Genomic DNA, 25,094 nt, shown 5'->3' with positions numbered 1-25,094 from the left:
TCATCGGTCAGGGCTGTCCTTGATGATGATGTAAAGCAATTTGCAGGGCTGCCCGGCCCTGAAGATGACCTTGTCGCCCTTGGGCATCCAGAAGCAGTCCCCCACGACGAGGCGGTTGGACGTGCCGCGTCCGTCTATGTTGATCTCCCCTTCGAGAATGTAGAGTATCTCGTCGAGGTTGACCTCCGCCTCGACCTCGCCGGGCGTGAATTCCGAGACGCCGAGCATGATACCGGCCGGATCCTCGCGCGTGAGCAGCCGGTTGAGCACGGAAGGACCGATCCCGACCTTCTCGCCGCCGGTGAGTTTGATCGTCTGCGCAAGCTCGGTCATGCCCGGTCTCCCAACACTGCCATTCACGGAACGCCCGTAACCGCGGCTTCGGGCGCGAACGTCTTGACGGCGGCCGAAATGTCCTGGTCGCCATAGCCCATGGATTGCGCGCTGCGTGTCACATCGCAGACCGCATCGAAGATCGGGATCGAGGCGCCACGCGCCTGCATCGCCTCAGCCAGATATTCGAACGCGCTCGCGTGCACGTCGAGCCGCGCCTGATCGCCCGCGAAATTCCCGCTCTCGAACCGGCGCACCGCGTCTTCGAGGGCATCGGAGATGAAGAAGCGCGAGGCGTCCAATACCCGCCGCGCCGTCTCCGGAATGCTCATGCCGAAATGATGGCTCGCCCCAACCGCTTCATAGAAGACGACCATCGACGCGAACAATTGCGCGTGAAGCGTGGTCGAAAAAGCGAAAGCCTCGTCCCACGGAAGGAACAGGGTGTGCCCGGCCAGTATCTTGAGCAATTCGCCATGCCGCTCGAAAGCGTCGCGGTCGCCGGTGTGGATGCAATAGCTCCGGGGATGTCCGACGTTGCGGGGATACGCGACGATCACCCCCTTTAGATATTGCCCGCCCGCCGCGTTCACGCGCGCATGAAGCGCCAGGCTCTCCTCCTTCGAGTTCGTCGTATAATTGACGATCGTGCAGTTGGAGAGCGCGCGGGACACGCCAACCGCGTCGAATATCGCGCGCACCGCCTCGTCGTTGAGCAGCACGAGAACCGCGACCGGGCTTGCCGCGAGCGCGGCTTCGGCGGATTCGCAAAGATGCGCGCCGGCGGCAACGAGCGTCTCGGCCTTGTCGGCGGATCGGTTCCATATCGCGACGCGCTTGCCTTGGCGGAGAAACGCCTGCGCCATGATCGTTCCCATGGCGCCGAGGCCGAGCACGGACACGTCAAAGCCTGAGCGGCCGGGATTCTCGTCGCGCAAGATGCTCTCCCTTTTTGCCACGTTCGCTGCCCCCGACACGCGGATATTATCGATCAATATTGGTTTTCCGGGATATGCGCGACAAGCCCGTCGAGCGTCCCGTCGATCCTGATCTGGCAGGCGAGCCGGGAATTCGCCTCGATGCCCTCGGCGATATCGAGCATATCCTCCTCCATCTGGCTCCTGCTGCCCGTTTTGGGCAGCCACAGCGGGTCGATATAGACATGACAGGTCGCGCACGCGCAGGCGCCGCCGCAATCGGCATCGATTCCCGGCACGCCATTGCTCTTGGCCGCCTCCATGATCGAAATCCCGTCTTCGGCCTCGACTTCATGGGAGGTTCCGTCGTGTTCCACAAAAATGATCCTGGTCATCGCTATCACCATGCCCGATTTGACGGGCATGCCTCTCGCTGGAGTCCGCTCGACCATTTCAAGCGGATATATATCCGGTTTATGCTTCCGTCCAGTACCGCTGGTGCGGGCCGAAAAATTTATCCGACATTGCCGGATGCCAGCCGGCGGCCCAGCACCATGAACGCGGTGAGGCCGATCGCCGCCGCGCCGGCGAACAGCGCGTAGAGCGGCGCGAAGCCGGTGCCCCCCGCCAGCAGCGATCCGGCCAGCAGCGGCCCGGTCGCGCCGCCGACGGCGAGCGCCGCGGGCATCAATACCGCCACCTTGCCGCGACCGTCGGACGAGGCGATCATCCCCATCTGATAGGCCATCGGGAAGTTCCACAGGCCAACCGCCAGGACGACGCCGGCGAGATAGGCGCCGGGGCCATGCCCCAGTTGCAGCGCGGCGACCCCAGAAATGGCGAGCAGCATGCCGATGGCGAGCGGCCTCGCGCGGCCGAATTTGTCCCCGATGAACACCGCCGCCAGACTCGCGACGCCGCCGACGATCAGGCTGGTGGTCAATACCCCGTCAACCGTCCGCGCGCCTACGCCAAGCGTCGGCGCCACTTCCGAAACGAACGCCCAGAGCGCGGACAGGCCCATGAAGGAGACGAACAATCCGGCCAGACCAAGCCAGGACGGCCAGTCGCTCAGGAGGGGCGATGGTCCACCGCCGCGCCGCACCATGGCAAAGCGCTTTTCGGGCGGCACCAGCGCGCGGCGGGCGGGAAATCCCGGCATCCCCGATGCGACGGCGACGCCGACCAGGCACGCGAGCGTCATCATCCCGCCGGAAAAGCCCCAGCGTGCGATGACGAATGAGGTCAGGGTGAAGAGCCCCGCCACCGCGAGCGCCACCTCGCCGGCGAGTTTGGCGCCAAATGCCTGATCCGGCTTGTGGTTCTCCGAAACCACGGCGATGCAGACCGTATAGAGCACGCCCAGGCCGATGCCGGCCAGGACGAGCGCCGTCAGCAGCGCATGGAAGGAGCCGGCGAGCGCGCCACCCGCAAGGCTCGCAATCGACAGGATGGCGCCGCCACCGATCGCCTTGCGCCAGTCGAACCGATCGATCCACAGGTTCGAGGTGGTCGCGACCAGCGCGAAGCCCGCCAGATAGCTGGAGCCGACCGCGCCGATCTGGTTTTGGTCGAGCCCGAATCGCGATGCGGCGGTGGCGAGCAGGGTCGGCATCAGGTTGAACAGCAACGCCCCAGCCGCCGACACCGCCGTGGCGGAGGCCAGAACCCTTACGGGCTGCCGATAGACCACCGGCCGTTCGGGCGCGCGGCGTTCCTCCGGCGCCCCGGCGCGGGCGGCCAACGTGCTGGAGGCGGGGATGCGAACCGGGAGGCTGCGATAGCCCTTGACGAACGGCGTCGCCGGACGCTCCGGCTCCCCCACGACTTCGATCACGGGATAGCGCTTCAGTATCTCCTCCCACACGATGCGCAATTGCATCTCCGCAAGGCGGTTGCCGACGCAGCGATGGATGCCGAAGCCGAACGACATGTGCTGGCGCGGCCGCTCGCGATCGATGATGTAGCTGTCGGGGTTCTCGATGACCGTCTTGTCGCGGTTGCCCGAGACATACCACATGATCACCTTGTCGCCCTTGGCGATGCGCTTGCCGCCGAGTTCCGTGTCGCGCGTCGCCGTCCGCCGCATGTGCGCGAGCGGCGTCTGCCAGCGGATCGTCTCGGAAACCATCGACGGGATCAGCTCGGGATGGTCGCGCAGCTTCTGATACTGATCCGGGTTCTGGTTCAGCGCCAGGACGCTCCCCGTCATCGAGTTCCGCGTGGTATCGTTGCCGCCGACGATCAGGAGGACGATGTTCCCCAGATATTCCTTCGGCGTCATGTTCCGCGTCGCCTCGCCATGCGCCAGCATCGAAACGAGGTCCGACCCCGGATCCGCATTGATCCGCTCGTTCCACAGCCTGACGAAATATTCGAGGCACTCCATCAGCGCCGCGTTCTGTTCCTCGACGGTCTCCACCAGCGCGCCGGGGGCGGGCAAGGTCGTCGCGACATCGGACCAATAGGTCAGCTTGTAGCGGTCCTCGAAGGGGAAATCGAACAGGGTCGCCAACATCTGCGTCGTCAGTTCGATCGAGACGCGCTCCACCCAGTCGAACGTCTCGCCGATGGGCAGGTCGTCGAGAATCTTCGCGGCGCGCGAACGGATGAGCGCTTCCATGTTCGCGAGATTCTTCGGGCCGACGATCGGGGCGACGGTCTTTCGCTGATGATCGTGCTTTGGTGGGTCCATCGCGATGAACATCGGCAATGAATCCTTCGGATCGTCATCGAGGATCGTGATCCCGCCGAGGCCGATATCGGACGAGAAAACGTCATGGTTGGTGTCCACCGCCATGATGTCGTTGAATTTTGTCACCGACCAGTAAGGGCCGAACTGGCTGTTGGCGCAGAAATGGACCGGGTCCTCCGCGCGCAGGCGCTCGAAATACGGCCAGTGACTGTCGGTCCGCCAAAGCTCCGGATCACTAACGTCGATGTCTTCAAGAGCGATTGTCGCGGCAGACTGGCGCGCGCGAACGGCAGAGGCGTTCTGTGCCATCGATGATGCTCTCCTTGGCAGGCCGGGTTCAGGCGCGATCCTGCGTTTAGGTCATACGACCTAGGCGGTGGTTAGGACGATAGACCTAGACTGTCAACCCGGTTTTGAGCTAGAGGTGCGACATGAAGATGGACGACACGGCGGCAATCAGTTCGCGGGCACCCGAGGCGGCGGACTCGAGGCCGCGTGCTTCGACCCCGGAGACGGGTGGCGAGGGGACCGTTACCGAGCGGATTCTCGACAGCGCCGAGTCCGTGCTGCGGACGCATGGCTACGCCGGCTTCTCCACGCGACGCGTCGCGATGGAGGCATCGATCGCGCTGGGGAATCTCACCTATCATTTCCCCACCAAATCCAGGCTGGTCCAGGCGCTAATAGACCGGCTGATGAAGCGATATCTGGAGCGTTTCGAGGACGTTCTCCAGACGCCGGGACAAGGCTTGGAGTCTTTGGTGAAGTGGCTTCTCGGGGAGGCCGCGACAGAGGAGGCGACCTGGCTGTTCCGGGAGCTATGGGCGATGGCGCGACACGATGAAATCGTAAGCGACGCGCTCGACGACTTCTATGACGAACTGATGGATAGAGTCGCTGTAAAGCTGGAAGCCACCTATCCTGCCGCCAATCCGGGCGATATTCGCGATCTCGTCCAGTTCATCGCGGTGATATCGGAAGGCACCGCTGTCTTATACGGGACCCGGCGAAACAGGGTCACGCCGCATCACAGGATCGTCGATCTCGTTATCCGCCTCACTGGCGAGATTTTACCCGCAATGGGTTAGGGAATGCGCACCCGGCGCAGGACTCGTTACCCGGAGCCAGAAGATGACGGTGGCGGCGAGCGCGATGGCCGGGAAGAAGGCGGCGGTGGGACAGAGGTCGTCGCGGCATCGGACCCGCCTCGCCTGCCACGCGGCGCGCGTGAAGGGGCGCGACTTCGACTTCACCCGGTTCGCCCCATGATCGCCTCTTCCGCTCACCCCGCATAGCGCGCTTCGAGCAGGTCGATCTCGCGGACCATTTTGCGGGCGGCCTCGCTGCCGATCTCGCGATTCTGGACGCGCCTGAAGACCTCAGCGCGCTCGGCGCGGAGCGCCACCAGGCGCAACTCGCGCTCGATCCGCTCAAGCTGCCTCGCGGACTCCCGCTCGCCCGCATCCGAACGGCGCACTTCGATCCGCTGGCGATAGGCGTCCATGATCCGCGAGGCCGCCGCGACATAGACGTCGGCGTCGGCGCGCCCCTCCGCCATCTCATGCTCCGCGCGCTCGACCGCGGCGATCGCCGCTTCCGCCGCCGCGATCCGCGTCGCATCCTCCTCGGCGAGATGCGACGGCTCCGGCGGCAATTTCAGGTCGCGCAGCAGCGGCGGCAGCCCCAGGCTCGCCACCACCAGCGACACGATAATCACCCCCATCGCGAGGAAGATGGCAAGCTCGCGCGCGGGAAAGGGCGCGCCGTCGCCCATCACCAGCGGAAGCGTCATCACGCCGGCGAGCGTGATCGCCCCGCGCACGCCGGCGAACGACATGGCGGCGACGATCCGCCAGTTCGGCGATCGCTTCCACTCGCCGGCGCGAAACAGCGTCAGGCGGAAGGAAAGCCAGACCCAGAGGAAGCGCAAGGCCGCCAGGCCGAGATTGATCGCGACGACATAGACCCCGAGCCACCATATCTCCCGATGGCCGGTCAGGCGCACGATGCCCGCCGCGCCGGCAAGGATGCCGGGGAGCTGCTCGCCGAGAAGCACGAAGATGATGCCGTTCGCGACGAACTGGATCGTGTCCCACACGGTGTTGCGCCTGATGCGTGTGGTGGCGGCGACCTCGCCGGTCGTCTCCACGAAGCCCATCGTCAGGCCGGCGGCGACCGCGGCGAGGATGCCCGAGCAATGGAGATGCTCGGCGATCAGGTACGAGCCGAAGGGGATAAGCAGCGAGATGAGGATCTGCGCGCCGCCGTCCTCGCCATAGTGGCGCGAGACCCAGCTCTTGGCGCGCGACACGAGCCAGGTGACGCCCATGCCCACCGCGATCCCGCCAAGCGCCACCCACAGGAAATTGAGCGCCGCATCATGGACCGAGAACGCGCCGGTCAGCGCGGCCGCCACCGCGAAGCGCAGGCAGACAAGGCCCGAGGCGTCATTGAGCAGCGATTCGCCCTCCAGGATGTGCATCATCCTCTTGGGGATCGGCACGCGCTGCGCGATCGCCGACACCGCGATCGGATCGGTCGGCGAAACGACCGCCGCCAGCGCGAACGCAACCGCGAGCGGCATCGCCGGGATCATCCAATGGATCAGGAATCCCATGCCGACGACCGTGAACACGACGAGGCCGAGCGCCAGTTCCAGCACGGTCTTGCCGTCCTTGAACAGCTCCTCGCGCGGGATGCGCCAGCCGTCGAGGAACAGCAGCGGCGGCAGGAACAGCAGGAAGAAGATTTCCGGATCGAGCGTGACGCGCCAGTCGGCCATGAGACCGATCACGGCGCCGAGCGCGATCTGGAAAAGCGGCCGGGGCAGCGGGATGGGAAAGACGCGGGAAACGATACCGCTCACGACGACGGCAAGGAGCAGGACGAGAACGATCGTGACGGTTTCCAAGGCATGGTCCTGATTTGCGGGACGGAGCCTTTGTCACCATCCGCCCTTTGCGGGTCAACCGGTCACATCCGGGATCAGGCCATCGCGCGCGGCGGCTCAATGACTGTTACGCGCGTCAGGTTCCCGGAAGGCATATCCAAACGGCCGCCCGCGGCGAGCGCCCGCTTCCGCATCGTTTCACGCCGGCATCGGTCGCGCGAAAGTGCGGACAGGCCCCAGGCGTGCTCGGCGCGCCGGCGTTGCGACGTCCGCCACCGGCGCCCCGATAACGATCATAAGAAACAGGCGGCTCGCCGAAGCGGGCCGCCTTTCCAATTTTGTCGCGGTTGAACGCCTGACCTTAGGCGGGCGTGTACCGAACAGCCGTCCGCCGCCGCCGGAAACGCAATCCCGCACCGATCATGCCGAAGCCGAAGATCATCATCGCCCAGCTCGCTGGCTCGGGCACACCGGCGACCGTACCCGTGTTGAGCCGCGCAGCATAGATGGCCGAAATGTCACTGGCGCTGAGCGCCCGGTTGTAAACCGCAACTTCGTCGATCGAGCCGTCAAATTCGCGACCGCCGAACGCGGAACTGTAGCCGATCGTGAACGGGCTGCTCTTGTCCGCTCCATTCACAACGCCGGTATAGCCAGCCCCCAGCGCGCCGTCCCAATAGATGTCGCGGAAGGAGTTGCTGCCGAGCGTCGAATCATAGGTCGCCGCGATCAGATGCCATTGCCCGACCAGGGTCGTCGGGTCCGCCGTGAACGCGGTATTCTCGCCTCCGCCCGTGTAGAACCGCAACGCGTTGTCGGTTTCGAACTGAAGATCGAAGTCATTGCCGCCCTGCGATTCCCCCGCGACGTACTGGAAGGTTCCAGTGGTGCCAGGCAGCGCCGCGAGGTTGACCCAGGCCAATATCGTGCCCATTCCGGGAACGCCGCCCGACAGGCTCGTGGAGATCATGCCGGGGTTGCCGTTATTGACGCCGTCGAACACCGCTCCGGTGTTGCCGGGATCGGAGGCGAGCGGCGCGCCGGCGCCCGTCGCAACACTGCCCTGATAGGTGGTATTATAACTACCGTTGGTCGATCCGGCCGCGGGGTCCGTCAGCCGGAAATATGCCTCCGGGTTGGTCGCCTGGACCGCCTGCTGATAAGTCTGCGCGGCCGCCGGCGTCACCGCCAACGCCAACATGCCGAAAGCCACCGCTCCCACCGTAGCGCGCAATTGTACACTGATCTTCATCGTTCGATCCTTTGCCACTGAACCGACCCATCGCTTAAGGATTCGTCAACCAGTCCGGCACCTGACAAGTCCGGGCATGGAACGGACATTTTCGTTATACCCGTTTGAAAGTGGGACATTTGAGTTACCGGGAGGCGGGCGTACCAACGTCGCGCGATATGGTAAGGTGCAAGCCTCGGGCGGTGCTGAGGCTTTTCCTTGCAGGGCGCGGAGACGCGGGATGGAAAAATGGACAGGCTGAACGGCTGGAAGACGATCGCAGCCTATCTGCGGCGCGATGAGCGCACGGCGCGGCGATGGGCGGCGGAAAGCGGCATGCCGGTATACCGGATGCCGGGGCCGGGGCGTGGTTCGGTATATGCGGTAGCGGAAGAAATCGACGCCTGGATCGAAGCTGATCGCGCACAGGCGGCCTGTAGCGCCCGGCCCATTTCCACGACCATCGCACCCGTCGGACCACCGGTCGTCACGGTCACTCCCCTGGCCTGGTGGCGCCGACGGCGGACGACGCGCACCCTGATCGCTTCGGGCGCGTTGCTCGCGGCGATCGGCGCGCTGACGCTTCACTATTCCTCGTCCCGAACGCCTCCAGGCAACGCGATTTCCGACGATCCGGTGGCAAGGACATTGTTTCTTCAGGCAAGCTATGACTGGAACTTGCGCTCGCCGGTGAGTCTAACCCGCGCGGTGCGGGAATATGGCGCCACCATCGCGCGCGATCCCCGCATGCCCGCCGCCTATATCGGCCTGGCGAACAGCTATCTGCTGTTACGCGAATATGGCACGATGCCCGATGCCGATGCCTACATGCGCGCGCAAGCCGCGGCGCGGGCGGCGGTCGCACTCGCCCCCTCCTCGGCCGACGCGCATCGCGCGCTCGCCTTCATCGCCTTCTGGTGGCGGGAGGATCGTGCAACCGCGCGTCGCGAATTCGCCCGCGCGCTCGAACTCAAGCCGGACGATCCGCTGACGCACCATTGGTTTGCGACCGCGTTGCTCGCAAACGGCGAATCGGGTGCCGCGCTGCGCGAGATCGAACGAGCCCGCGAACTCGATCCCGAGGCCACAGCGATCCTCGCCGACGAAGGGCTGATCCAATATGCCGCCGGCTATCGCGCCGAAGGCATTACGGACCTGCGCGATCTGGCGCGCGAACAGACGGACGCGATCAGCCCGCATCGCTGGCTTGCCGAAATCGCGCTGTCCGAAGGCAGGATGGCCGATTTCCTGCGGGAATCGGTCATCACCGCGCGGCTTCGTTCGGACGCCGGCTGGCTGTCTCAAGCAAGGCGATTGGAAGCCTCGGGCCTGTCGCCTGAGTCGATCAAGGAGATCATGCTACGGAATGCCGAGCAATCCGGGGCGGGATGGTTTCAGATCGCGCGGCTGGCGGCATTGGCGGGCGATCGGACCAAGGCCAAGGACGCTATCCAACGCGCCTGTGAAACCCACGAACCGGCCGCGATCAGCGCGGGGTCCGACCTTCTGCTCGCGCGCGTGTTAAGCAAAAATGACATCGAAACGGCCTGCGGTCGGGCGGCGCCACTTATCTGATCTTGCCGTGTCCGCAGGCGGGGCATTGGGGGAGCTAGTCGGTGCGCTGCCGGTGCGCGACACGGGCAAACTCGCAGACCGGACAAACTACCAGCAAGGATTCGGCCATGCGGCTTTCTCCTTTGGAGTGCGCCGCCCAATCGTTTACCCGTATGATGTAACCGTGTAAGGGACAAGGTTCGAAGCTTGTGCCCTGCAGGAGTGAGGAATTTGGGTTTGAGCGCTGACGAGAAGGCCGTGTGTTCCCCTGTCCAGATCGGCGACGCCGCGCCTAACTTCCGGGCGCGCACGACGATGGGCGACATGAGCCTGTCCGACTATCGCGGGCGCTGGGTAGTGCTGTTTTCACATCCCGCGGACTTCACGCCGGTCTGCACCAGCGAGTTCGTCGCGCTCTCCCACGCGAGCGATCGGTTCAAGGCGTTGAATTGCGATCTCGTCGCGATCTCCGTCGACAGCCTCTACGCCCATCTGGGCTGGATACGCGCGATCCACGAGCATTTCGGCGTCACCGTCAGCTTCCCGATCGTCGAAGATCCCTCGATGGTGATCGGCCGCGCCTACGGGATGCTCGCCGAGAACGCGCCCGATGCCGCGACGCTGCGCGCGACCTTCTTCATCGACCCTGACGGCATCGTTCGCGCTAGGCTTTGCTATCCGGCCACGATCGGGCGCTCGGTCGAGGAGTTGCTGCGCGTCGTCGCCGCCCTGCAAAGGGTCGACAGCGACAATGTGATGACGCCGGAAGGCTGGCGGCCGGGCGACGACGTGCTGCTGCCGCCCTATCAGGACCAGGACGGAGCGCTCGATGCGGCGGGCGATAGCTGCTGGTTTCATCGCACACGCCCCGACAAGCCTGACGGGGCGCGAAAGTGACGGGCCCCACCGATACCCAGGTCGAGCAGATCATCGACGCCCTGAAGGCGGTCGCCCATGACGTGCGCCTGACGCTGCTGCGCACGTTGCTCGAAAAGGGCGAGAAGTCGGTGAGCGAGCTCGGCGCGCTGACCGGGATCGGCCAACCGGGCTTGTCGCAACAGCTCGGCATCCTGCGAAAGGCGGGGCTTGTGCAGACGCGTCAGGATGCCAAGCTCGTCTTCTACAGCCTCGTGCCGGAGGCGTTGCGCGGCGCGGCCGAACTGCTCTGCGCCCTGGCGGGGATCACGTCACGGGAAGCCCAGCCGGGAACCAGGCCCGCCCATTCGCGCGCGCGGGGATCGGCGGCGACGTTCGCGAAGATATTGTGACCCGCGCGTCATTGATTGGCAGCGGGACCGGCCCGTCACGCCCCGAACGCGACCGTGCGGCCTTCGCCGGCGAGCGCCAGCAGCGCCCCGCGATGACTCACCACGACAAGGCCGCTTCCGGTTTCGCGTAGCCAGTTGTCGAGCCGGCGCCCAAGCCGCGCTTCCGTCACCGTGTCCAGTCCCTCGCTCGGCTCGTCGAGCAATAGCCATGGCTTTCCGGCAAGCAGCGCACGGGCGAGCGACAGGCGCTTGCGCTGCCCGCCCGACAATCGCGCGCCGCCATCGCCGACCCATTGATCGAGCCCATGCGGCATGGCGCGGACGTCGTCGGCCAGGCAGGCCGTCTCCAGCGCCGTCCAAAGCTCGTCGTCGGTGAGCCCGGAGCGCGCCACGCGCAGATTGTCGCGCACCGTGCCGGACAGGAGCGGCGCATCCTGCGGCAACAGGGCGAAGGCGGCGCGGACCGCATCCGGCGGCAGCCGGGCCAGCGGCTGACCGTCGAGACGAATATCCCGATCGCCGTCGGCGGGACGGATGCCGGCAAGCGTTTCGAGCAGACGCGTCTTGCCGCTGCCGGATCGTCCGGCGATCGCCAGACGCTCACCCGCCGCGAGCCGGACATGCAGCCCCTCGAAATCAATGGCGATCGTCCGCGCGGCCGGAATGGATGTGCCTTCGTTTCGGACAGATATGGAAGGCTGGCCCGCCACCCCCTCCAGCCGGGACAAGGCCGCCGAAACCAGCGCGCCGCGGGCAACTCCCCGTACATGGCCGGAAAGCGCCTCGATCGCTCCCGCCGCCGCGAGCACGGCGAGGACCGTCAATGGCAGGGCCGCCTGGGAGAGGATCGGTATCGCGCCCATGGCGATGCCTCCGCCCATAACCAGGCCCGCGCCGATAATCGCCTCGCCGCGCGCGAAGCGCAGCCGCGCCGTGTCGAGCGCGGCCGTCTCGACGGCAAGACTTCGCTCGATCGCCGGAGCGAGGCCATAGGCAAGGATCTCGGGCGAGGCGCTGGCATAATCCACCATGCCCGCTTTCAGCCGCGCCGACGCCGCCGCCATGTCGGTCGCGGCGACCGCGAGCAGTCGTGGCGTTGCCAGATGCGCCCACAGGACAAGTCCCGCGAGCACCACCAGCAATGCCAGGCTCGCCAAAGGGCTGGCGAGCCACGTCAGGCAAAAGCCGATGGCGGCGCCAGCAAGCGCGGCGGGCAACGCCGGCTTCCGGATCAGGCTGTCCTCGAGCGCGTCTATGTCCTGCACAAGCCGGGTCACGGCATCACCCGCCGATACCGCCCGCACGTCGCGCGCGGCCATGACGCGGTCGAACAGGCGCGCGCGGACTGTGGCGAGCGCCATCAGCGCCGCGCGGTGGCCATGGAGCCGTTCGCCATAGCGCGAAGCGGTGCGGACGATGGCAAGCAGCCGGATCGTCGCGCTCGGCACGAGATAGTTGAAACCCTGCACCGCGAGCGTGCCACCCAGGCCGGCGAGCGCGGCGCCGGTGATGAACCATCCCGACAGGCCCAGCAGCAAGACCGCCGCGATCGTCGCGACGGCGGCAAGGAGGCTCGCGATCCTGAAGGTTCGCCGCTCCGGCCCGATCGCCCCGGCCAGCAGCCGGTCCATATCCGCGCGGCTCATGCCAGCGCCATCTCGCGGTCGGCGGTCGCGGCCAGTTCGGCGCTGTGCGTCGCCATGAGGACCGTGCGGCCTTTTCCCGCCGCCGCCAATATCCCGGCGATGTCGGCCGCCGATCGCGCATCCAGATCCGCCGTCGGCTCGTCGAGCAGCCAAAGCGGCGCGTCCTTCAACAGCACGCGCGCTATTCCCACCCTGCGCCGTTCGCCCCCGGAAAGGCCGGAGCCGCGATGGTCGAGCGGCAGGGCCAATCCCTGTCGCCGCGCCTCGATCATCGGTCCAAGGCCGGCGCGACGCGCTGCGGCTTCAATTGTCGCGTCATCGGCTTCGGGGCGGGCGAGACGAATATTATCGGCCAGCGTGCCGGGCACGAACGCCACCGATTGCCCCGCCCAGCCTATATGCCCGCAAAGCGCCGTCTCGGCCGCGTCGAGGCCGTCGACCAATATCCGCCCCGCGCCGATGGGGGCCAGCCCCAGCAACGCATGGAGCAGGCTCGATTTGCCGATGCCGGTGCTCCCACGGAGGGCGAGGCTGGTGCCTGCGGCGACGTCCAGCGTGAACGGGCCGATCGCGGTCTCGCCATAGTCGATGACCACGCCCTCGAAGCGCAGCGCGGGCGGCCCCGCGATCGCCGCTTTCGGCGCGGGCCGCGCAGCGGGCGCGAGGGCTTCGAGACGTTCGACCGCGGCCTCCCCCACCTGCTTGTCATGGTAGGCCGCCGCAAGGCGGCGCATCGGCAGATAGAATTCCGGCGCGAGGACGAGGACGAACAAGGCTTGGCCGAGCGTCGGCTTCTCGGGCACCGGAAAGGGCAGGATGCCGAGCAGGTTGAAGCCGCAATAAAGCGCGACCAGGGCAATGGACAACGCCGCGAAGAACTCGATGATCGCGCTCGACACGAAGGCGACCTTCAGCACGTCGATCGTGCGCGCCGCGACCTCGCGCGTGGCATCGCCCAGGTGACGGCCGATACGCTCCTGCGCGCCGAAGCCCACGATCACGGGAAGCGCGCGCACCCTGTCGACGAACAGGCCCGACAGGCGGCTGAGCGCGTCGAGCTGGCGCGCGGCGGCGCGCGCCGCCGCGGTTCCCGCGAGCGCCATGCCCAGCGCGAAGGGAACCAGCGTCGCCAGCATGATCCCACCGGCGATCCAGCTTCCGAAGCCGGCCGCGATCGCGATGAGCAAAGGGGACAGGATCGCCGCGCGGCGCAGCGGCAGGAACCGGGCATGGAATCCGCCTAGGTCCTCGATCCGGTCGACGGCATCGGCCACCGCCTCGCCCAGCATCCGCCGTTCGCCCGGCGCGGCGACGAGGACGCGCGGGAACACCCGCTGCCGCCAGCTCGTTTTGGCGCGCACGGCAGCAACCTCCCCGGCATTGGTCGCGCCGATCTGCATCAACGCGCGAAGCACGGCGGCGGCCGCCAATCCGCCGATGGCGAGCATGAGATCGTGCCGGTCGCCACGCCCCGCGGACGCGACCGCGCCGGCCAGGGCCGCCGCCGCCACGATGGCGGCGCCGCTGTCCGCGACCCAGAAAAATGACGCGCCATGCTTGTCAAAGCGGTTGCTCATATACTCAGTTACCAGTAATGGCTAATTATAATCTTTCAACCGACTCACGACGAGGATGCTCGCCCGGGGCCGGAATGCAAGGAGTGCCGCCATGGACATGGCCGTGATCGAACTCTCGCGCCTCCAGTTCGCCCTCACCGCGCTCTATCACTTCCTGTTCGTGCCGCTCACGCTCGGCCTCTCCTTCATGCTGGTCATCATGGAGAGCATCTATGTCATGACGGGGCGCGAGATCTGGCGCACCGTCACCCGCTTCTGGGGCAAGCTGTTCGGCATCAACTTCGTGCTGGGCGTGGCCACCGGCATCACGATGGAGTTCCAGTTCGGCACCAACTGGTCCTACTATTCCCATTATGTCGGCGACATCTTCGGCGCGCCGCTCGCCATCGAAGGATTGATGGCCTTCTTCCTGGAGGCGACGTTCGTCGGCCTGATGTTCTTCGGCTGGGACAAATTGTCCCGGCAGGCGCATCTGTTCACCACCTTCATGGTCGCATTGGGATCGAACCTGTCGGCGCTGTGGATTCTCGTCGCGAACGGCTGGATGCAGCATCCGGCGGGCGCGCGGTTCAATCCGGCGACGATGCGCATGGAAGTCTCGGACTTCATGGCGGTGCTGTTCAATCCGGTCGCGCAGGCGAAGTTCGTGCATACGGTGAGCGCGGGCTATGTCTGCGCCTCGGTCTTCGTGCTCGGCGTGTCTTCCTGGTATCTGCTCCGGGGGAAGTGGGTGGCGCTCGCGCGGCGCAGCTTCACCGTCGCGGCCGCCTTCGGCCTCGCCTCCTCGCTGTCGGTCGTCGTGCTGGGCGACGAGAGCGGCTATGCGCTGACCGACAACCAGAAGATGAAGCTCGCCGCGCTGGAGGCCATGTGGCACACCGAGCCGGCGCCGGCCGGGATCGCGATCTTCGGCGTCCCGAGCCTGAAGGGCCGCGAAACCAGCTATGAGGTGAAGATTCCCTATGTGCTGGGGCTGATCGCCACGCGCAGCCTGACCGGGCAGGTCTCCGGCATCTACGAGCTGGTCGCCAAGGCGCAGGAGCGGATCGAGAACGGCATCCAGGCCTATGACGCGGTGGAGCGGCTGAAGACGAACCGCGACGACATGGCCGCGCGCGAGCAGTTCGAGCGCAGCAAGGGCGATCTCGGCTATGCGCTGCTCCTGAAGCGCTTCGTCGCCGATCCGCGCAACGCGACGCCGGAGCAGATTGGGCAAGCGGCATGGTCCACCGTGCCCAACGTGCCGGTGATGTTCTGGGTGTTCCGCGTCATGGCCGGGCTGGGCTTCTTCTTCATCGCCTTTTTCGGCGCGGCTTTCTGGATGGCCTCCGTCCAGCGTTTCGGGAGCGATCACGGCGTCTGGCGCTTCCTGATGCGGGCCGCCGTGTGGATCATCCCGTTGCCGTGGATCGCGATCGAGTTCGGCTGGATCCTGGCGGAGATCGGCCGCCAGCCTTGGGCGATCGACGGCGTGCTGCCGACCTTCCTCGCCGCCTCCAGCCTGACGGTGGCGCAGCTCTGGACCACGATCGTCGGCTTCACCGTGATCTACGGCGCGCTGGCGGTGATCGAGGTGCGCCTGATGCTGGCGGCGATCCGCAAGGGGCCGGACGCGAATCGCGCGCCGCCCGAGGCCGCCCCGGCAACCGTCGGCGGCTATGCCCCCATTCCCGCCGAATAAGGAGAACAGGTCATGGCTCCTCCCATCGACTATGAAACGCTCCGGCTGATCTGGTGGCTGCTGATGGGCGTCCTGCTGATCGGCTTCACCCTGACGGACGGCTTCGATCTCGGCACCGCGGCGCTCCTCCCCTTCGTGGCGAAGACCGATGCCGAGCGCCGCCTCGTCATCAACTCGATCGGCGCGACGTGGGAGGGCAACCAGGTGTGGTTCATCCTCGGCGGCGGCGCGATCTTCGCGGCATGGCCGTTCGTCTATGCGGTCAGCTTCTCCGGCTTCTACCTAGCGATGTTCCTCGTCCTCGCCGCGCTGATCCTGCGGCCGGTCGGCTTCAAATACCGGTCGAAGAAGCCCGATGCCGCATGGCGGACGCGCTGGGACTGGGCGCTGTTCATCGGCGGCTTCGTGCCCGCGCTGGTGTTCGGCGTCGCGGTCGGCAATGTCCTGACCGGCATCCCCTTCCGCCTCGATAGCGACCTGCGCTCCTTCTACGAGGGGAGCCTGCTGGGCCTGTTCCACCCCTTCTCGCTGGTCGCCGGCCTGCTCTCGGTCGCGATGATCGTGCTGCACGGCGCGAGCTGGCTCGCGATCAAGGTCGAGCGCGGCGTCGTGCATGACCGCGCCCGCGCCTTCGGCCAGGTCGCGGCGGCGGCGTCGATCGTGCTGTTCGCGCTCGGCGGCGTGATGGTGGCGAAAATGGGCTTCGGCTTCCGGCTCGCCCACGCGGCCGATCCGTTCGGCCCCTCCAATCCCTTGCTGTCGGGCACGGTCGCAGCGCCGGGGGCGTGGCTCGACAATTATGGCAGATATCCGTGGATGCTGATCGCGCCCGTCCTCGGCTTCGCGGGGCCGGCACTGGCATGGATCGGCATCCGCAAGGGCCGCGAGGTGCTGGCGTTCGGCGGATCGTCGGTCGGCGCGATCGGCATCATCGCCACGGTGGGCCTGTCGATGTTCCCCTTCATCCTGCCAAGCTCGATCGACCCGGCCTCGAGCCTGACCGTCTGGAACGCCTCGTCCAGCCAGGTGACATTGTTCATCATGCTGGCCGTGACGCTGGTCCTGCTGCCGATCGTGCTGATCTACACCGCCTGGGCGTATAAGGTGATGTTCGGCCGGATCACGCTGGCGGAGGTCGACACCAATCCCGATTATTACTGACAGGGATTGTTCAGAAAGGGGTTTGGCCAATGTGGTATTTCAGCTGGATTCTGGGCGTCGGCCTCGCGGTGGGGTTCGGCATCATCAATGGCATGTGGCACGAATTCCACGCCGATCCCGATGAGCCCATGTAAGCGCGACCAGGACGAGACCAAGGTCCCCCGCCCCGCCGCGCGCAAGCTCCGGTAAAGAGCGCGCGGAGAAAAGCGGGAGCGATGGCGCGTCGGCCGGACTCTCAGGATCGCGCGGCGCCGGGACCGAAACCATCGCAGAGCAAGTCGATCAGCTTGCGGACGCCTTCGTCGGCCAGGCTGTAGTAGATCGTCGTGCCGTCGCGGCGGGTCTTGAGGAGGCCCCCTTCGCGCAGCCGCCCCAGATGCTGCGAGACGCTGGATTGCGACTGCCCGCACAGCTCCACGATCTGCCCGACGGAAAACTCCCCCTGGGTCAGCCGGCACAGGATCAACAGGCGCTGTTCGTTGGCGAGCAGCTTGAGCACGCTGGCGGCATGGGCCGCATGCCGGGTCAGTTGCGCAAGGGGCGTTTCGAGGGGCATCATCTGGTCGCGGGCTTTCCATCATCTCGAAGCACGATGTAAATGGCCGGAATAACCAGCACGGTCAGCAGCGTCGAGGATGCAAGGCCGAACAGCAGCGAAATCGCGAGCCCCTGAAAGATCGGGTCGGTCAGGATGACCGCCGCGCCGATCATCGCCGCGGCGGCCGTCAGGACGATGGGCTTGAAGCGGATCGTCCCCGCTTCGAGCAGCACGTCGCGAAGGGATTTGTCCGGCGTCGCCGAATGTCGGATGAAGTCGACGAGCAGGATGGAATTGCGCACGATGATGCCGGCCAGCGCGATGAAGCCGATCATCGACGTCGCCGTGAACGGCGCGCGGAACAGCATATGGCCGATGACGATGCCGACCAGCGTCAACGGCACAGGGGTCAGGATGACCAGCGGGAGGCGGAAGCTCCTGAACTGCGCGACGACGAGGATATAGATGCCCAGCAAGGCGACCATGAACGCGCCGCCCATGTCGCGGAAGGTGACCCAGGTGATCTCCCATTCGCCGTCCCATAGCAGGGTCGGCACGCTCTCGTCGTCTGGCTGACCGTTGAGGCGGATTTCCGGCTTCTGAAGGCCCTTCGCCGCCCAGTCATATTTGTCCACCGCGCGATCGACCGCCAGCATGCCGTAGATCGGCGCTTCATAGGCGCCCGCCAGCTCGGCCGTCACCATGTCGGCATAGCGGCCGTCGCGGCGGAAGATCGCGGGGCTGCCCGTCTCGGCGCGGGCATCGACCACCGCGCCGAGGTCGATGAGCTGGCCGCCCGGCGCCTGTGCGACGGGCGTGCTCGACAGGGCCTGCGTCCAGCTCCGGTCCTTCTGCGCGAGCGCGATGGTGATCGGCAGCGGCGTGCGGCCGTCTCCGCGCGGGGCATAGCCGACCGTCTGGCTGCCCATGAGCATCCCGATGCTGTCGGCGACCTGACGCTGCGACAGGCCGTAATAATCGATGCGGTCGCGCTGGAGATCGAGCCGCAGCTTCGGGCGCGGCGTGCCGAAGCTGTTGTCGACGTCGACGATGAAGGGGATCGACTTGAAGATCTTTTCAAGCTCGGTCGCCGTCCTTTCGCGCGTGGCGGCATCGGGGCCATAGACCTCGGCGAGCAAGGTCGCGAGGACCGGCGGACCGGGGGGCGTCTCGACCACCTTGATCGACGCGCTCTCGGGCAGCTTCAGCGCCTTCAACCGCTGACGAAGGTCGAGCGCGATCTGGTGGCTCGATCGGCTGCGGTCGCCCTTGGGCAGCAGCGTCACCATCACGTCGCCCTGTTCGGGCTGTGAGCGCAGGAAATAATGGCGGACGAGGCCGTTGAAGTTGAACGGCGCCGATGTGCCGACATAGGCCTCCATCGACGTCGCTTCCGGCAGGCCGCGCACGATGCCGGCGACATCCTCCAGCACGCGGCCCGTGCTTTCGAGCGCGGTCCCACCCGGCATGTCGACCACGACCTGAAGCTCCGACTTGTTGTCGAAGGGGAGCAGCTTCACGGTGACGGCCTTGAAGTAGAACATCGAACAGGCGACCAGCGTCGCCAGCCCGACCCCGATCAGGAAATTCCGCGCGGACCGGCGCGTACCGATCACGCGATGCGCGACGCGCGCATAGAGCTGCCCCAGCCTGCCGCCGCTTTCGTCGTGGCCGTGCCCGTGCGTGAGGGTCTTGCGCGCGAACCGGATCATCAGCCACGGCGCGATCACCACGGCGACGAAGAAGGAGAAGATCATCGCGGCCGAGGCGTTGACCGGGATCGGCGCCATATACGGCCCCATCAGCCCGGAGACGAACAGCATCGGCAGCAGCGCCGCGACGACGGTGAGCGTCGCCACCACGGTCGGGTTGCCGACTTCGGCCACCGCCTCGATCGCGGCCTGCGTCCGGCTGCGGCCATCGTCCATCGCCCAATGACGCGCGATATTCTCGATCATGACGATCGCATCGTCCACGAGGATGCCGATGGAGAAGATCAGCGCGAACAGGCTGACCCGGTTGATCGTATAGCCCATGAGGTTCGAGGCGAACATCGTGAGCAGGATCGTCGTCGGGATGACCACGGCGGTCACGCCCGCCTCGCGCCACCCGATCGCGAAGCCGATCAGCACGACGATGGAGACGGTCGCCAGCGCCAGGTGGAACAGCAGCTCGTTGGCCTTCTCGTTCGCCGTCTCGCCATAGTTGCGCGTGACGGCGACGGTGACGTCAGCGGGGATCAATTTGCCTTTCAGGCTCTCGACGCGCTCAAGGATGGCGTCGGAGACGACCACCGCATTGGCCCCCGCCCGCTTGGCGATGGCGATGCTGACGGCGGGCGCCAAATCCCAGCGGCCATTCCCTGCCTTGGCCCAGCGCCATGCCCGCGCCTGATCCTCGCGCGGCCCCTGCGTGACGCTCGCGACATCGCGCAGATAGACAGGCGCCCCGGTCGCGGACCGCACGGTAAGCAGCCCAACTTCCTGCGCCGAGGACAGCGTGCGGCCCGCGGTCACGCCGACCGCCCTGCCGTCCTCGCGGATATTGCCCAGCGGAAAGCTGCGGTTGGCCTGGCTCGCCGCCTCGATCACGCTGCCCAGCGGCACGCCATATTGGCGCAGCCTGGCGGGATCGGGCGCGATGCGGATTTCCTCGGGGCGCCCGCCGACGAGGAAGGTGATGCCGACATTATCGACCTTGGCTATCTCGGTGCGCAGCTTTGAGGCCAGTTCGTAGAGGCTGGCATCGTTCCACTGGCCCGCCGCTCCGGGCCTGGGCGTCAGGGTCAGGACGACGGCGGGAACATCGTTGATGCCGCGCACCGTCACCTTGGGATCGGGGATGCCGACCGGCTTCCTGTCCCAATTGGCGCGCAGCTTCTCCTCGATGCGGATCGCCGCGTCCTCGGGGTTCGATCCGACGAGGAAGCGCGCCGTCACCAGCACGCCGTCGTCCTGCGCCTGGGTATAGACATGCTCGACGCCATCGACGCTCTTGACGATCGTCTCCAGCGGGATGCCGACCAGCTCGGTCGCGTCGGCGGCGGACAGGCCGGGGGCCATCACCTGGATGTCCACCATCGGCACGCTGATCTGCGGCTCCTCTTCCCGCGGGATGGAGAATAGCGCCAGCAGGCCGACGGCGATCGCCGCGAGGAGGAATAGCGGCGTCAGCGGTGAAGCGATGGTGGCCCTGGTGAGGCGACCGGAGATGCCGAGCTTCATGGGCGCGCGGTCTTGGCGGGCTGGCCGGGGGCGAACAGCAGGTCGCCGGCGGACACGCCGCTCAATATCTCGACCGTTGCGGGGTCGGTCGTCGGCGCGATCTGGACCGGCACCATGCTCAGCCGCTTGCCTTCGCCCACGACCTGGACCTGATCTATGCCGTAGCGCGTGGCGACGAAACGGCGCGGCACGACCAGCGCCTTGCGCTTGCCGATCTCGACCGATGCGCCCACGCGGCGGCCGATGAATTGCGTTGAGAGGCCAGGCAGCGTCGCATCGACGCGAACCTGGCCTCCGGTGATCGCAGGATAGACCTGCGTCACGCTGCCCTGGTGCGACCCGAAGGGCACCCCTGCATCATCCGACGCCGTATCATTGACGAGCACGCGCGCGCCGGGCCGAACCTGCCGCGCGACCGATTCCGGCAGCATCAGGCGCAGGACCGGCGGACCCGCCGTGACGGTCGCGATCGACATGCCCGGCGCGACCGGCGAGCCCGCGGGGATATCGGCCCGCAAGACCCGCCCGCTCGCCGGGGCGATCACCGCGCCCTGCCCGGCCACGCTGGCGCTCGCGCCCTGTTGCGCGCGCGCGGCGGCGGCCTGCGCGCCGGCCGCGCGCGCGACGGCCACCGCCTGGTCCAGCCGCGCCTTCGCATAGACGCCGTTGCTGTAGAGATCGCGGATGCGCGCGAGATCCGCATTGGCCCGCGCGGCTTCCGCCTGGGCGGCGGCGGCCTGCGCGCCATAGACGCTCGTCTCATAGCCGAGCCGCGAGTCGACGATCATGCCGATGCGCTGGCCCTTCCGCACCGTGTCTCCGGCGCGCACGGCGAGAGAAGTCAAGATGCCCGGGATGCGCGCGAGGACGTCGGCCTGGTCGCGTGTGGCGATCTCAGCGCCGACCGCCTTCATGTCGGCGATCTCCGTGGGGGCGAGCCGCATCACGTCGCCGGCGGGCAGCGTCGCCGCCGCCTCGTCCTTCTCCGGCTGACCGCCGCATGCCGACAGCGCCAGCGCGGCGCATGCCAACCAGAGCCATTTGCCCCCGCCGCTCATCATGCCGCTCATGCCCCTCGTTCGGCTCATTCTTTTCCGCGCTCAGCCGCCGACCACCGGCAATCCGGCATCTTTCCATGCGCCGATGCCGCCCGCGAGATGCGTGTCGATCGCCGCTTGCGCGGCCGCGCACTGGTCGAGCGCTTGCCCGGAACGCCGCCCGCCCGCGCATTGCAGCACGACCGTCCGACCCTCGGGATCGGGGACGTCATCAGGTGAAAAGGCCGACAGCGGCATGTTCACCGCGCCCGGAATGTGGCCGGCGGCGAACTCGCCCGGCTCACGCACGTCGATCAGCAGCACCGTGCCGTCCTCCAGCATGGCGTGCAATTCTCCGGGGCCGATCTCGCGATGCGCCTCGCGTTTCCTGAATCCGAGCATGAGAGCCTCTCACAGTTTGTAGATTGCATATAACGTGTAATGATTATATTAGTCAATGATGTTGAATGAGGAGGGATCGCAGATGGGCAGGCCGTTGATCGTTGTGCTGGGCGCGGGCCTGGGGGGCACGATCGCCTCCTATGAGATCAAGGCCGCCGTCAAGGACCTCGCGGACGTGATGACCGTGTCCGACACGGATATGTACAGCTTCATCCCCTCGAACCCGTGGGTCGCGGTACGCTGGCGCGAGCCGGAGGCTATCCAGGTCCGCCTCCCGCCGGTGTTCGCGAAAAAGAGGATCGGCTTCACCTCCGTCGGCGCCAGGCGTCTCCATGCGAGCGAAAAACGACTCGAGCTCAATGACGGAACATCAATCACTTACGATTATCTTGTAATCGCGACCGGCCCCGAACTTGCGTTCGACGAAATCGAGGGCCTCGGGCCGCAAGGCCATACCGCGTCGGTCTGCCAGACCGCCCATGCCGCCGAGGCGGCCGATGCCTTCGACGCGTTCGTGAAGAATCCCGGCCCCATCGTCGTTGGCGCTGTGCAGGGCGCGTCCTGCTACGGCCCGGCTTACGAATTCGCGCTGATCCTCGACACCGAGCTGCGCCGTCGCAAGATTCGCGACCGGGTGCCGATGACCTTTGTCACCGCCGAGCCGTATATCGGCCATCTCGGCCTCGATGGCGTCGGCGACACCAAGTCGCTGCTCGAAAGCGAGCTGCGCGACCGCCATATCAAATGGATCACCAATGCCCGCGTGACCAGGGTCGATCCCGGCGTCATGCACGTCGAGGAAGTCGGCGAGGACGGCTCGGTCAGGAAGGCGCACGATCTGCCCTTCGGTTTCTCGATGATGCTTCCGGCGTTCCGGGGCGTGCCCGCGGTCAGCAATATCGAGGGGCTGACCAACCCGCGCGGCTTCATCATCGTCGACAAGCATCAGCGCAATCCAGCTTTCCCCGAAATCTTCGCGCTCGGCGTCTGTGTCGCCATCCCGCCGACGGGGCCGACCCCGGTGCCCGTGGGCGTGCCCAAGACCGGCTTCATGATCGAATCCATGGTCACGGCGATCGCCGCCAACGTCGCGTCGATCCTCGAAGGGAAGGCGCCGACCGCCGAAGCTACGTGGAACGCGGTCTGCCTCGCCGATTTCGGCGATGGCGGCGTCGCCTTCGTCGCCCAGCCCCAGATCCCGCCGCGCAACGTCAACTGGTCGTCCAGCGGCAAATGGGTCCATTTGGCCAAGATCGGCTTCGAGAAATATTTCCTGCGCAAGGTCCGCAAGGGCGAGGGCGAGCCATTCTACGAAAAGTTCGTCATGCACGCGATGGGCATCCGCAAGCTGCGTTTCTGATCCGGTTTCCGATTCCTCGAGCGAAGGAGTGAGATGATGACCCTCGATCGTGCCGTGATGGCGTTCGCCGGCTGTGTCGTTCTGCTCGGCGTCGTCCTGTCGCTGACCGTGCATCCGTGGTGGATCGCGCTCACCGCATTCGCCGGCCTCAACATGCTTCAGGCGAGCTTCACCGGCTTCTGCCCCGCCGCCATGGCGTTCAAGGCATTCGGCGTCCGTCCGGGGACCGCCTTCAAATGACGCTCAAGCAGGCGATTTCCCTCGTCTTGCTCGCTTGCCCGCCGGCGAATGTCGCCATGCCGGCGCAGGCGACGACGCTCGAAGAGGCGGTCGCGGCGGCCATGGACCATGCGCCTGAGATCGAAGCCGCGCGGGCCGATGCCGATGCCGCCGATGCCCGGATCAGGGAAGCGCGGGGCCAGGGACTTCCCAGCGCGACGTTGAGCGGGATGATCGGCTATGGACGGCTCGATCCGCAGGGATTTTTCGGGCTTCCGGCGGCCAATGTCACGCCGCGCGCGGCACAGCTCACCATCGAGCAGCCCCTCTATACGGGTGGCCGGGTCAGCGCCGGGATCGCGCAGGCGAGAGCCGGCAGCAAAGCGGCACGCGCCGGTGAAACCATGACGCGCAGCCAGATCGTCGTCGCGACGGTCCAGGCTTATGGCGAGGTGCTGACCACGCACCGCATGGTGGCGCTCTATGAGCAGATGGTCGCCCAGATGGAGGAGATCCAGCGCCAGGCCCGGCTCCGCTTCAAGGCTGGCGAAAGCCCCAACACCGACGTCGCCCAGGCGGCCGCCCGCCTTGCCGAAGCACAGGCCGCCCTCGAAGGGGCGCGGAGCTTTGCCGTTTCGGCCCAGGCGCGGTTCGCCAACCTGACGGGTCTGACGCCGCAGGACCTTCAACCCATTCCGGCAAGCCCGGCCCTGCCCGCCACGCTCGACGAAGCGCTCGACAGCGCGCGCGCGAACAACCCCGCCCTCGCCCAGGCCGAAGCCGCGCTCGACGCCGCCCGTGCCGGCGCACGCGGCGCTCGGGCCGAACGCCTGCCCACGATCGGCGCTTTTGCCGAGGGGGCGACAGTGCGCGACCAGTTCTTCCCCGACTATCGTTCCGATGCCGCCACTTTCGGTGTGCGGGCGCGCTGGCAGTTATTCTCCGGAGGCCGGGTCTCCGCCAGGATCACGGAATCGGACAGCGCGGTAAAAGCCGCCGACGCGCGCGTGCGCGTCGCGCGCGCCGCCGTCGACGAGCAGACGATCAGCGCCTTTCAGGGGGTACGGTCGGCGAGCCTGGTCGAAACCGCCGCCACCCAGCAGGCCCTCGCCGCGGCACAGGCCCGCGACAGCATCCGCCACGAAGTCCGCGTCGGCATGAGGCCCCAGCTAGATCTGCTCGATGCCGAACGCGAGGCGACCGCGGCTGCGGTCAACGAAGCGAAGGCGCATAGCGACCGGATCGTTGCAGCCCACCGCCTGCTGGCGCTCATTGGACGCTGATTTCCCGAAGGACGTCCGCGATCGATCCAGTTCGGGCGGTTGCCACCTGCCGCCGCGACGCGGATGTCCGCCAGGCGC

At 66.7% G+C, this 25,094-nt stretch carries 23 protein-coding genes; 11 read left to right on the top strand and 12 right to left on the bottom strand.

Annotation, left to right across the window (positions count from 1 at the left end; genetic code table 11):
- The 4 genes from F9288_RS09590 to F9288_RS22390 all read right to left on the bottom strand — a co-directional run bounded on the left by F9288_RS09590 (position 1) and on the right by F9288_RS22390 (position 4,254).
- On the bottom strand, positions 1–333 hold the full coding sequence (locus tag F9288_RS09590; protein ID WP_174836406.1) for a cupin domain-containing protein: 333 nt from the start codon (positions 331–333) through the stop codon (positions 1–3).
- Between the two features lie 23 nt (positions 334–356).
- A complete protein-coding gene (locus F9288_RS09585; RefSeq protein WP_174836405.1) occupies positions 357–1,271 on the bottom strand; it encodes an NAD(P)-dependent oxidoreductase in 915 nt (304 codons plus the stop codon).
- A 53-nt stretch (positions 1,272–1,324) separates the two neighbouring features.
- Positions 1,325–1,627, bottom strand: a complete 303-nt coding sequence (locus F9288_RS09580) for a 2Fe-2S iron-sulfur cluster-binding protein (RefSeq protein WP_368076231.1) — start codon at positions 1,625–1,627, stop codon at positions 1,325–1,327.
- 137 nt (positions 1,628–1,764) lie between these two features.
- Positions 1,765–4,254 carry a cytochrome P450 gene (locus F9288_RS22390; RefSeq protein WP_174836403.1) on the bottom strand — a complete coding sequence of 830 codons (2,490 nt, stop codon included), beginning with the start codon at positions 4,252–4,254 and terminating at the stop codon, positions 1,765–1,767.
- Positions 4,255–4,376: 122 nt separating this feature from the next.
- On the opposite strand from F9288_RS22390, the gene F9288_RS09570 reads away from it, so the two are divergent.
- Positions 4,377–5,033: a TetR/AcrR family transcriptional regulator gene (locus tag F9288_RS09570; RefSeq protein ID WP_174836402.1), complete on the top strand. Its 657-nt coding sequence runs from the start codon at positions 4,377–4,379 to the stop codon at positions 5,031–5,033.
- A gap of 43 nt (positions 5,034–5,076) precedes the next feature.
- Positions 5,077–5,214 carry a hypothetical protein gene (locus F9288_RS09565; RefSeq protein ID WP_174836401.1) on the top strand — a complete coding sequence of 46 codons (138 nt, stop codon included), beginning with the start codon at positions 5,077–5,079 and terminating at the stop codon, positions 5,212–5,214.
- Positions 5,215–5,227: 13 nt separating this feature from the next.
- On the opposite strand, the gene F9288_RS09560 is transcribed toward F9288_RS09565, so the two are convergent.
- Positions 5,228–6,856 (bottom strand): Na+/H+ antiporter, encoded by a 1,629-nt coding sequence (locus tag F9288_RS09560; RefSeq protein ID WP_174836400.1) that lies wholly within the window; start codon positions 6,854–6,856, stop codon positions 5,228–5,230.
- Positions 6,857–7,196: 340 nt separating this feature from the next.
- A complete protein-coding gene (locus tag F9288_RS22135) occupies positions 7,197–8,087 on the bottom strand; it encodes a LamG-like jellyroll fold domain-containing protein (protein WP_254621148.1) in 891 nt (296 codons plus the stop codon).
- 228 nt (positions 8,088–8,315) lie between these two features.
- Between F9288_RS22135 and F9288_RS09550 the strand changes: the two genes are divergently transcribed.
- From F9288_RS09550 to F9288_RS09540, 3 genes are all read left to right on the top strand, one after another.
- The gene (locus F9288_RS09550) at positions 8,316–9,641 is read left to right on the top strand and encodes a hypothetical protein (protein ID WP_174836399.1); all 1,326 of its coding nucleotides are present in this window, start codon (positions 8,316–8,318) and stop codon (positions 9,639–9,641) included.
- A gap of 210 nt (positions 9,642–9,851) precedes the next feature.
- Positions 9,852–10,517, top strand: coding sequence for a peroxiredoxin (locus F9288_RS09545; protein ID WP_174836398.1), 666 nt, complete (start codon positions 9,852–9,854; stop codon positions 10,515–10,517).
- A complete protein-coding gene (locus F9288_RS09540; protein WP_174836397.1) occupies positions 10,514–10,888 on the top strand; it encodes a helix-turn-helix transcriptional regulator in 375 nt (124 codons plus the stop codon). The genes F9288_RS09545 and F9288_RS09540 overlap by 4 nt, the downstream gene beginning before the upstream one ends.
- Before the next feature lie 35 nt (positions 10,889–10,923).
- Here the strand turns inward: F9288_RS09540 and F9288_RS09535 are convergent, their stop codons facing one another.
- The gene (locus F9288_RS09535; RefSeq protein WP_174836396.1) at positions 10,924–12,534 is read right to left on the bottom strand and encodes an amino acid ABC transporter ATP-binding/permease protein; all 1,611 of its coding nucleotides are present in this window, start codon (positions 12,532–12,534) and stop codon (positions 10,924–10,926) included.
- A complete protein-coding gene (gene cydD / locus F9288_RS09530) occupies positions 12,531–14,111 on the bottom strand; it encodes a thiol reductant ABC exporter subunit CydD (protein ID WP_174836395.1) in 1,581 nt (526 codons plus the stop codon). Before cydD ends, F9288_RS09535 begins: the two co-directional genes overlap by 4 nt.
- A gap of 91 nt (positions 14,112–14,202) precedes the next feature.
- On the opposite strand from cydD, the gene F9288_RS09525 reads away from it, so the two are divergent.
- From F9288_RS09525 to cydX, 3 genes are read left to right on the top strand one after another with little or no spacing between them, the layout of a single operon-like run.
- Positions 14,203–15,792, top strand: a complete 1,590-nt coding sequence (locus F9288_RS09525) for a cytochrome ubiquinol oxidase subunit I (protein WP_174836394.1) — start codon at positions 14,203–14,205, stop codon at positions 15,790–15,792.
- Positions 15,793–15,804: 12 nt separating this feature from the next.
- Positions 15,805–16,953, top strand: a complete 1,149-nt coding sequence (cydB, locus tag F9288_RS09520) for a cytochrome d ubiquinol oxidase subunit II (protein WP_174836393.1) — start codon at positions 15,805–15,807, stop codon at positions 16,951–16,953.
- Between the two features lie 29 nt (positions 16,954–16,982).
- Positions 16,983–17,087, top strand: coding sequence for a cytochrome bd-I oxidase subunit CydX (cydX, locus tag F9288_RS09515; protein ID WP_174836392.1), 105 nt, complete (start codon positions 16,983–16,985; stop codon positions 17,085–17,087).
- A gap of 101 nt (positions 17,088–17,188) precedes the next feature.
- On the opposite strand, the gene F9288_RS09510 is transcribed toward cydX, so the two are convergent.
- Genes F9288_RS09510 through F9288_RS09495 form a run of 4 tightly spaced genes read right to left on the bottom strand, consistent with a single transcriptional unit; the run spans position 17,189 to position 22,154 of the window.
- Positions 17,189–17,512 carry a helix-turn-helix transcriptional regulator gene (locus F9288_RS09510; RefSeq protein ID WP_174836391.1) on the bottom strand — a complete coding sequence of 108 codons (324 nt, stop codon included), beginning with the start codon at positions 17,510–17,512 and terminating at the stop codon, positions 17,189–17,191.
- A complete protein-coding gene (locus F9288_RS09505) occupies positions 17,509–20,715 on the bottom strand; it encodes an efflux RND transporter permease subunit (RefSeq protein ID WP_174836390.1) in 3,207 nt (1,068 codons plus the stop codon). Before F9288_RS09505 ends, F9288_RS09510 begins: the two co-directional genes overlap by 4 nt.
- Positions 20,712–21,803 (bottom strand): efflux RND transporter periplasmic adaptor subunit, encoded by a 1,092-nt coding sequence (locus tag F9288_RS09500; RefSeq protein WP_254621147.1) that lies wholly within the window; start codon positions 21,801–21,803, stop codon positions 20,712–20,714. Before F9288_RS09500 ends, F9288_RS09505 begins: the two co-directional genes overlap by 4 nt.
- 12 nt (positions 21,804–21,815) lie before the next feature.
- Positions 21,816–22,154: a rhodanese-like domain-containing protein gene (locus F9288_RS09495; RefSeq protein WP_174836389.1), complete on the bottom strand. Its 339-nt coding sequence runs from the start codon at positions 22,152–22,154 to the stop codon at positions 21,816–21,818.
- 82 nt (positions 22,155–22,236) lie between these two features.
- On the opposite strand from F9288_RS09495, the gene F9288_RS09490 reads away from it, so the two are divergent.
- The 3 genes from F9288_RS09490 to F9288_RS09480 are packed head-to-tail and all read left to right on the top strand — an operon-like array spanning position 22,237 to position 25,016.
- Positions 22,237–23,514, top strand: coding sequence for an NAD(P)/FAD-dependent oxidoreductase (locus tag F9288_RS09490; protein WP_174836388.1), 1,278 nt, complete (start codon positions 22,237–22,239; stop codon positions 23,512–23,514).
- A gap of 36 nt (positions 23,515–23,550) precedes the next feature.
- Positions 23,551–23,754, top strand: a complete 204-nt coding sequence (locus tag F9288_RS09485) for a DUF2892 domain-containing protein (RefSeq protein WP_174836387.1) — start codon at positions 23,551–23,553, stop codon at positions 23,752–23,754.
- Positions 23,751–25,016, top strand: a complete 1,266-nt coding sequence (locus tag F9288_RS09480) for a TolC family outer membrane protein (RefSeq protein ID WP_174836386.1) — start codon at positions 23,751–23,753, stop codon at positions 25,014–25,016. The genes F9288_RS09485 and F9288_RS09480 overlap by 4 nt, the downstream gene beginning before the upstream one ends.
- Positions 25,017–25,094: the final 78 nt, after the last annotated feature.

The organism is Sphingomonas sp. CL5.1 (assembly GCF_013344685.1).
GTDB lineage: Bacteria > Pseudomonadota > Alphaproteobacteria > Sphingomonadales > Sphingomonadaceae > Sphingomonas.
Note: the sequence above shows the minus strand (reverse complement) of the source record. Positions and strands in the feature narration are given on the sequence as shown.

Bases quoted from the DNA above. Each gene is read 5' to 3' on its own strand.
- F9288_RS09495 (WP_174836389.1), bottom strand. From the start codon at position 22,154: ATGCTCGGATTCAGGAAACGCGAGGCGCATCGCGAGATCGGCCCCGGA.
- cydX (WP_174836392.1), top strand. From the start codon at position 16,983: ATGTGGTATTTCAGCTGGATTCTGGGCGTCGGCCTCGCGGTGGGGTTC.
- F9288_RS09535 (WP_174836396.1), bottom strand. From the start codon at position 12,534: ATGAGCCGCGCGGATATGGACCGGCTGCTGGCCGGGGCGATCGGGCCG.
- F9288_RS09525 (WP_174836394.1), top strand. From the start codon at position 14,203: ATGGACATGGCCGTGATCGAACTCTCGCGCCTCCAGTTCGCCCTCACC.
- F9288_RS09510 (WP_174836391.1), bottom strand. From the start codon at position 17,512: ATGATGCCCCTCGAAACGCCCCTTGCGCAACTGACCCGGCATGCGGCC.
- F9288_RS09500 (WP_254621147.1), bottom strand. From the start codon at position 21,803: ATGAGCCGAACGAGGGGCATGAGCGGCATGATGAGCGGCGGGGGCAAA.
- F9288_RS22390 (WP_174836403.1), bottom strand. From the start codon at position 4,254: ATGGCACAGAACGCCTCTGCCGTTCGCGCGCGCCAGTCTGCCGCGACA.
- F9288_RS09590 (WP_174836406.1), bottom strand. From the start codon at position 333: ATGACCGAGCTTGCGCAGACGATCAAACTCACCGGCGGCGAGAAGGTC.
- cydB (WP_174836393.1), top strand. From the start codon at position 15,805: ATGGCTCCTCCCATCGACTATGAAACGCTCCGGCTGATCTGGTGGCTG.
- F9288_RS09505 (WP_174836390.1), bottom strand. From the start codon at position 20,715: ATGAAGCTCGGCATCTCCGGTCGCCTCACCAGGGCCACCATCGCTTCA.
- F9288_RS09550 (WP_174836399.1), top strand. From the start codon at position 8,316: ATGGACAGGCTGAACGGCTGGAAGACGATCGCAGCCTATCTGCGGCGC.
- F9288_RS09570 (WP_174836402.1), top strand. From the start codon at position 4,377: ATGAAGATGGACGACACGGCGGCAATCAGTTCGCGGGCACCCGAGGCG.
- cydD (WP_174836395.1), bottom strand. From the start codon at position 14,111: ATGAGCAACCGCTTTGACAAGCATGGCGCGTCATTTTTCTGGGTCGCG.
- F9288_RS22135 (WP_254621148.1), bottom strand. From the start codon at position 8,087: ATGAAGATCAGTGTACAATTGCGCGCTACGGTGGGAGCGGTGGCTTTC.
- F9288_RS09490 (WP_174836388.1), top strand. From the start codon at position 22,237: ATGGGCAGGCCGTTGATCGTTGTGCTGGGCGCGGGCCTGGGGGGCACG.
- F9288_RS09480 (WP_174836386.1), top strand. From the start codon at position 23,751: ATGACGCTCAAGCAGGCGATTTCCCTCGTCTTGCTCGCTTGCCCGCCG.
- F9288_RS09485 (WP_174836387.1), top strand. From the start codon at position 23,551: ATGACCCTCGATCGTGCCGTGATGGCGTTCGCCGGCTGTGTCGTTCTG.
- F9288_RS09565 (WP_174836401.1), top strand. From the start codon at position 5,077: ATGACGGTGGCGGCGAGCGCGATGGCCGGGAAGAAGGCGGCGGTGGGA.